This is a genomic window from Vibrio sp. R11-SG3-ISO9 (assembly GCF_059834255.1).
In genome coordinates, this window is record NZ_JCBDGU010000038.1 from 153,613 (window position 1) to 161,074 (window position 7,462).

Annotated in this window: 5 protein-coding genes and 4 tRNA genes; 8 read left to right on the plus strand and 1 reads right to left on the minus strand. The window is 45.1% G+C overall.

Annotated elements, in window-relative coordinates:
* Positions 1-2: 2 nt before the first annotated feature.
* Complete coding sequence (locus AC6R05_RS12345) at positions 3-770, plus strand: nucleotidyltransferase domain-containing protein (RefSeq protein ID WP_500647519.1); 768 nt, start codon at positions 3-5, stop codon at positions 768-770.
* An 80-nt stretch (positions 771-850) separates the two neighbouring features.
* On the opposite strand, the gene AC6R05_RS12350 is transcribed toward AC6R05_RS12345, so the two are convergent.
* The gene (locus AC6R05_RS12350) at positions 851-3,214 is read right to left on the minus strand and encodes a DNA polymerase II (RefSeq protein ID WP_500647520.1); all 2,364 of its coding nucleotides are present in this window, start codon (positions 3,212-3,214) and stop codon (positions 851-853) included.
* A 435-nt stretch (positions 3,215-3,649) separates the two neighbouring features.
* On the opposite strand from AC6R05_RS12350, the gene uvrY reads away from it, so the two are divergent.
* The 7 genes from uvrY (at position 3,650) to AC6R05_RS12385 (ending at position 7,421) form a co-directional block, all read left to right on the plus strand.
* Positions 3,650-4,294 carry a UvrY/SirA/GacA family response regulator transcription factor gene (uvrY, locus tag AC6R05_RS12355; protein ID WP_032549301.1) on the plus strand — a complete coding sequence of 215 codons (645 nt, stop codon included), beginning with the start codon at positions 3,650-3,652 and terminating at the stop codon, positions 4,292-4,294.
* 15 nt (positions 4,295-4,309) lie between these two features.
* Positions 4,310-6,142, plus strand: a complete 1,833-nt coding sequence (gene uvrC / locus AC6R05_RS12360) for an excinuclease ABC subunit UvrC (protein ID WP_500647521.1) — start codon at positions 4,310-4,312, stop codon at positions 6,140-6,142.
* Positions 6,143-6,188: 46 nt separating this feature from the next.
* Entirely contained in the window at positions 6,189-6,746 is a 558-nt protein-coding gene (pgsA, locus tag AC6R05_RS12365) for a CDP-diacylglycerol--glycerol-3-phosphate 3-phosphatidyltransferase (RefSeq protein ID WP_285403806.1), read from the plus strand.
* A 269-nt stretch (positions 6,747-7,015) separates the two neighbouring features.
* Positions 7,016-7,089, plus strand: a tRNA-Cys gene (locus tag AC6R05_RS12370).
* A gap of 25 nt (positions 7,090-7,114) precedes the next feature.
* Positions 7,115-7,190, plus strand: a tRNA-Gly gene (locus tag AC6R05_RS12375).
* A gap of 45 nt (positions 7,191-7,235) precedes the next feature.
* Positions 7,236-7,312: transfer RNA gene (locus AC6R05_RS12380), tRNA-Met, on the plus strand.
* Positions 7,313-7,345: 33 nt separating this feature from the next.
* Positions 7,346-7,421: transfer RNA gene (locus AC6R05_RS12385), tRNA-Gly, on the plus strand.
* Positions 7,422-7,462: the final 41 nt, after the last annotated feature.

Below are 7,462 nucleotides of genomic sequence, written 5' to 3' on the forward strand. Positions count from 1 at the left end.
TTATGCAGCTACCTGTTATTGACCCGAAAGTGCCTTTTCAGCCCGAGTTTCAACCTGTGGTAAACGACCTGATTACATTTTTAAAAAGTGGCTTAGGTTCGAATCTTCACAGCGTTTACATTTATGGCAGTGTAGCGAGGAAAACGGCAAAACCTGGGCAATCTAATCTTGATGTTGTTGTAGTCACGCACCGTTCGTTTGCCGATCAAAGAACCACGTTACTCAATACGATTAAGTGGCGCTTCCAAAAGAGTTTTCCTCAGGTAACGCAAGTCTCTATTAAAACAGCGCTAGTCAGTGAAATTGTCGACTTTGAGAATATCTTCACTTGGGGTTTCATGCTGAAGCATTTGGCGGTGTGCGTGTATGGTGAGGATCTTTCAGATTGCTATGGCGATTTCGAAACCAGTTGGGAGATCGCGAAGCACTGGAATATGGACGTTGAAAACTGGCTAGCGGTTTATCGCAACAAGATTGCCAGAGCCGCAACGCCTGAAGAGCAGATTGCCGCGCAGGTTATCATTACCAAAAAACTACTCAGAGCCAGTTACTCGCTGATCATGTACCGAGATAAATATTGGTATGACGATCCATTAGAGTGTGGTCAGCAGTTTTTGAAATATCATCCTGACAGAGAAGTAGAAATTCAACGCTTAGGGATATTGTTGGCAGGCAAGCCAGTTCCTAAACGTTCGGTAATTGGGATTTTGGATGGCTTTGGCGAGTGGTTGGTCAAACAGTATGAGAAAACCGAGTTTAGGATTGGTTAAAAGTGGGTAAATGATAGAGAGCAGAAGCACGGCGCTTCTGCTTTTTGCTATTTACTATGGGCTATTTGGAATAAGTGACTCTAGAACAACCCTAACTGTTGGCCACTGACTTGTTCAAAATCGAGTCCAATAAAAGGCAATATCGCTTCCGCGACAGGTTTCAACTGCTTATCAATATAATGTTGATAGTCGATACCGCTTTTCAAGTACTCTTTTGGCTCTGGGCCGTTTAAGGTAATCAAATACTCAATTCGCCCTTTGTTTTGATATTGAAGAGGGCGGCCTAGCTCTTCGTTTATCTCATCCGCCATACGTGCTGCTCTTACTTGAGGCGGAATATTTTTCTGATATTCGTGCAGTTGACGTCTCAAGCGTTTTTGATAAACCAGCAAATCGTCGTGTTTGCCAGCCGCTGTTTCATCGACAAAATTGCGGACGTAGTCGGTTGGGTCTTGGTCATGAAAAACCATTTCATACAAGGTTTGTTGAAAGCGTTGTGCAAGTGGAGTCCAGTCAGTACGTGCGCTCTCTAGGCCTTTAAATACGATCTTCTCATCGCCTTGTTCGCCGATTAGTCCTGCATAGCGTTTCTTTGAGCCTGTCTCTGAACCACGAATAGTGGGCATCAAGAACTTGCGATAGTGAGTTTCGTACTCGAGTTCAAGGATGGAAGTCAGGTTGTACTTGTCTTTAAGATGTTGTGTCCACCAATCGTTGATATATGCGACAAGCGATTGACCGATTTCATCGGCGTCTTCTTGACTGTAACTACCATTCAGAGATACAAATGTAGAGTCGGTATCACCATAGATAACTTGATAACCTTTCTCTTCGATAAGTACTTTGGTCTGTTTCATGATCTCATGCCCGCGCATGGTAATCGACGACGCTAAACGAGTATCAAAGAAGCGACAACCTGATGAGCCTAATACTCCATAAAATGAGTTCATTATGATTTTGATCGCCTGCGAGAAGGCCTTTTCATTGTTCTTCTTTGCAACGTCGCGCGCAGCCCATAAGGTTTCGATCATCTCAGGAAGAAAGTGTTTGCTGCGGTGGAACTGACCACCCCTAAACCCTTCGACTGCTTGGTCATCACCACGTCCAACCTGTTGCTTCAACCCTTCGATCAAGCCCATTGGGTCAATTAGGAAAGAGCGAATAATAGAGGGGTATAGGCTCTTAAAGTCCAATACCAGTACTGAATTGTAAAGGTTAGGGATCGAATCCATCACGTAGCCGCCAGGGCTAGCAATCCAGTTCTCTGGCTCTAGGTTTGGGGCTATGTAGCCAGCGCGATGAATCTGAGGCAAATAGAGGTTAGTAAAGGCCGCCACAGAGCCTCCAACCTTATCAAGCTCAACACCGGTTAAACGAGATCGTTCAATGGCAAATTCAATAAGGTGAGTATGTTCAAAGATACGGTTTACCAAAACACAGTCTTGAAGGTTGTATTTCGCCAGTGAGGGCTTATCAAACTTAAACATACGGTTAATCTCATCCATACGGTCATGCACGTTATGGATGTCTTTACCTTCATTGAGAAGCTCCTGAGATACCGATTCTAAAGACCAAGACCTGAAGTGGTAGGTTGCGGTTTTGAGCATGTCGATGCCGTCCAACACCACACGCCCGGGAATCGTAATAAATCCTTGCTGACTTTGAGCTGAGCTACGGAAAAAACTGGGTTGGTTATCACGACCGATATTGAGTTTAATCTTGTTCCATTCCGCGCGTTTGTGGAGTAGTCGAAAGTCAAAATCAATCACGTTCCAGCCGATGATCACATCTGGGTCAAAGCGCTTAAACCAATCAATCATGGCTTCTAATAAAGCAGCTTCATCCTTTACCCATTGTATGGCGGTATCGGCCTCTTGTTCTGAGCCTACCATGATGACGCGGCTGTCCATCGGGCTGTCGAGGCCAATCGAGTAGAGGATGCCTTTCTCAGAACACTCTATATCCAATGAGACGACGGATAGGGTAGGTAAGTATTCGCCAGCTCTGCATTTGGCTTGAGTCACTTTATGATGCTGGTGGCGCGCAGTCATAGTGCCAGTGAACTCGACACTGCCTTTGATGAAGCGTTCCATAAGGAAGCGATCGGCGAGGCGGATATCACCTTCGAATGTAGGAATAGACTCTTGGTTGAATGCTTGGTTGAGTGCGCTACTCTCGCGAATGAGGCACGTATAGCAACCCGCGAGAGGGGTATGGGAGAAATTGGTCAGCTCAAGGGGTTTTATTTCACAAGCTATTCTTGCTTCTTTGGCTAAGTGTTGACATGTGTCGATGTTGGACTGTTCAATAAAGAAGATAGGCTTTTCGCCTTGTACCGTCAGCAAGGTAGGGCCTTTAGGCGTGCTCACCCAAATGTCGATTTGAGTCTGGCCGGAAAAGTCTCTTGCTTGTCGTGTAAGTACAAAGCCTTGCTGAATGTCCAATATCGTTGCCTGTGGTGCTGTTCTTGAAATAGGTAGCCGATTCTAGCACTTAGTGCCCAACCTGATACAAAAGTCAGTGAAAATAGCCAGATTTTTTGTCCTGAAGGTCTGCAGAACGGGACTTATCGAACAAAAAGGTGATTTTGTAACAATTGTTCAATTCACGGTATTGAAAATATATTTATCTTGTGTAAATTAAATGGTCGGCATCTTAACTGATTGTTTTTTAATAAAGCTTAGTCAAGTAAATGTGGTTCTTGTAAATAAGTACTTGCTAAAGTTCGCGTTTCAGCACATATTCAACAGAGCTTTTTTTAGCGATTTACGTTAAGATGTACAGCAATGCTGCGATCCACTGTTCCTTTGTTCAATTGTTTCAAATACATGAATCAATACGGTGGTTGCAGAGCCAATTAATAGTGTGGAGATACAAGTTTGATAAATGTTTTCCTTGTAGATGATCACGAGCTGGTTCGCACAGGGATACGACGTATTATTGAAGACGTCCGTGGAATGAACGTAGCAGGGGAAGCTGAAAGCGGTGAAGAAGCAGCAAAATGGTGTCGTACCAATAATACAGACGTCATTTTGATGGACATGAACATGCCTGGCATTGGTGGCTTAGAAGCAACCAAGAAGATTTTACGCTTTAACCCAGACATTAAAATCATCGTTTTAACTGTTCATACGGAAAATCCGTTTCCAACTAAAGTGATGCAAGCTGGAGCTGCTGGTTACCTTACTAAAGGGGCAGGTCCGGACGAAATGGTCAATGCGATACGCGTAGTAAACAGCGGTCAGCGTTACATTTCACCAGAAATCGCGCAGCAGATGGCATTGAGCCAATTCTCGCCTGCGTCTGAAAACCCATTCGCTGACCTTTCTGAGCGTGAACTTCAGATAATGATGATGATCACCAAAGGCCAAAAAGTGACGGATATTTCAGAACAACTTAATCTAAGCCCTAAGACAGTCAATAGCTACCGTTACCGACTGTTCAGTAAGCTAGACATCAGCGGTGATGTAGAACTTACTCACTTAGCGATTAGACACGGAATGCTAGACACCGAGACCCTCTAGCACTGAGATTATATAGTGACATCCTCATTTGACTCAGTCTCGTTCCTAAAGACCGTAACAGAGCAGCCCGGCGTTTATCGAATGTATAACGCCGAGGCTGTTGTTATTTACGTCGGCAAAGCAAAGAACCTTAAAAAACGCCTAACTAGCTATTTTCGTAAGAAAGTAGACAGTGAAAAGACGCGCGCTTTGGTCAGCAACATTGCCAAAATAGACGTAACGGTCACACACACTGAGACAGAAGCCCTCATCCTCGAGCACAACTACATAAAACAGTACTTGCCTAAGTACAATGTTTTGCTGCGTGATGATAAATCTTACCCTTATATCTTTATCAGCGGCCATAAACACCCAAGACTCTCGATGCACCGGGGTGCGAAAAAGAAGAAAGGGGAGTATTTCGGTCCATATCCAGATTCAGGGGCCGTTCGAGAAACGCTGCACTTGTTGCAGAAGATTTTCCCTGCACGCCAGTGCGAAGATACCGTCTACGCCAATCGTACGCGTCCATGTTTGATGTATCAGATTGGTCGATGCGCTGCGCCATGTGTTAGTTCTATTATCTCAGATGAAGAGTATGCAGAGCTGATCGGTTACGTTCGTCTGTTCCTACAAGGCAAAGACAATCAAGTGCTGGAAACCCTTGTTGAAAAAATGGAACAAGCGAGTCAGCAACTTAAGTTTGAACAGGCTGCGACCTTCCGTGATCAAATTCAAGCGATTCGACGTGTTCAAGAGCAGCAGTACGTATCTGATGACTCCATGGAAGATATGGATGTGCTCGGTTTCGCCCAAGAGAATGGTGTTGCTTGTATCCATATCTTAATGATTCGTCAGGGTAAGGTGTTGGGTAGCCGCAGTCACTTTCCTAAGATCCCGAACAACACAGTTCGAGAAGAGGTATTTTCGAGCTTCTTGAGCCAGTACTATCTTGCACACAATGAAGCGAGAACCATCCCAACTCGTTTGATCCTAAATGCTGATTTGTTGGAAGACGTCACTCCGATTCAAGAAGCTTTGTGTGAAGTCGCGGGTAGAAAGATTCACTTCAATACCAACCCTTCTGGTATTCGAGGCCGCTACCTTAAGCTGTCGAACACCAATGCGTTAACGGCGATAACCACCAAGATTAATCACAAAATGACGATTAATCAGCGTTTTAAAGAGCTTCAAGATGTTCTGTCGATGGACGCGATTAAGCGCATGGAGTGTTTTGATATCAGTCATACCATGGGTGAAAGTACGATAGCGTCATGCGTTGTCTTTAATCAAGAAGGCCCAGTGAAGCAGGAATATCGTCGTTATAACATCACCGGAATCACCGGAGGCGATGACTATGCCGCGATGGGGCAGGCATTGGAGCGCCGTTACTCCAAGCAACTCGATGTTGATAAGATCCCAGATATTATTTTCATTGATGGTGGTAAAGGTCAGCTCAATCGTGCTCATGAGATCATTTCACAGTATTGGGGTGATTGGCCAGTCCGACCGAGAATGATGGGTATTGCCAAAGGCGTGACACGTAAGCCGGGTCTTGAAACCCTGATTACGCTTGAAGGTGAAGAATTTAACTTACCGAGTGATGCTCCGGCGTTGCACCTGATCCAACACATCCGTGATGAAAGCCATAATCATGCGATTGCTGGTCACCGAGCCAAGCGTGGTAAAACACGTCGCACCAGTGCGCTTGAGGGGATTGAAGGGGTAGGGCCAAAACGTCGCCAAGCTCTTTTGAAATATATGGGTGGATTGCAGGAACTTAAGCGTGCAAGTGTTGAAGAAATAGCCAAAGTGCCGGGCATTAGTCATTCTTTGGCAGAAAACATTTATCAAGCATTGAAACAATAGTAAAAATCCCGCACCATAAACGCGCAATGGAAAAGAGCCTAATAATATGCGTTTGAATATACCCAACATTTTGTCCCTACTGAGACTTTTCTTAATCCCAGTATTCGTTATCGTTTTCTACCTTCCTTATCAATGGGCTCCTTTCGCAGCTGCTATGGTTTTTTGGGTAGCCGGATTCACTGACTGGCTCGATGGCATGCTAGCGCGTAAGCTAGGTCAAACATCTCGTTTTGGTGCCTTTATTGACCCAGTAGCTGATAAAGTTCTCGTAGCGACGGCACTGATTCTGATTACTGAACACTACCACTCAATTTGGGTGACGATACCAGCCGTGACCATGATTGCACGAGAGATCATTATCTCAGCACTGCGCGAGTGGATGGCCGAAATTGGCAAACGCGCAAGTGTTGCTGTTTCTTGGGTCGGGAAAGTGAAAACTGTCTCTCAGATGTTCGCTCTTTGGGTACTCATCTGGCGCTACGATGATTGGATGATTTGGGTAGGTTATGCAGCACTTTATGTGGCAACCATTCTGACTTACTGGTCAATGGCGCAGTATTTAATGGCAGCCAAAGATGATTTGTTGGATGAACAACATCATTAATTGAGAAAAGCGAGCTAAGGCTCGCTTTTTTGATCTTTGAATTTCACCATCGAAGTAATCTAGTGACGTGACAGTGTGATGCTGATCAACTTTAGTCATCGATTCTTTCGGTCTTTTTGTACATTAAGTTAGCTATTTAGCCCTTTTCGTATAAATACTATTCAAACGAATTAAAAATACAAAAATAGTGTTGACTCAAACGTGTGATTCCGTAGAATGCATCCCGTACCCAAGAGGATGGCGCTAAGCGATTCGATTGGAGTTACTAAGGCGCCTTGGCAGAGTGGCTATGCAGCGGATTGCAAATCCGTGGACCTCGGTTCGACTCCGGGAGGCGCCTCCATTCAAACCTCGAGTTTGAATACTATGCGACACTAGCTCAGCTGGTAGAGCGCAACCTTGCCAAGGTTGAGGTCACGAGTTCGAACCTCGTGTGTCGCTCCAAATTGATAAGTTCATTGGCATCTACTTTAAATGATGGCATCCGGACGCGGGATGGAGCAGCTTGGTAGCTCGTCGGGCTCATAACCCGAAGGTCGTCGGTTCAAATCCGGCTCCCGCAACCACATTACAGTTAAACGCATTAGCGGTTAACTTATGCGACACTAGCTCAGCTGGTAGAGCGCAACCTTGCCAAGGTTGAGGTCACGAGTTCGAACCTCGTGTGTCGCTCCAAATTGAAAAAGGCTCACTGGAAACGGTGAGCCTTTTTTGCA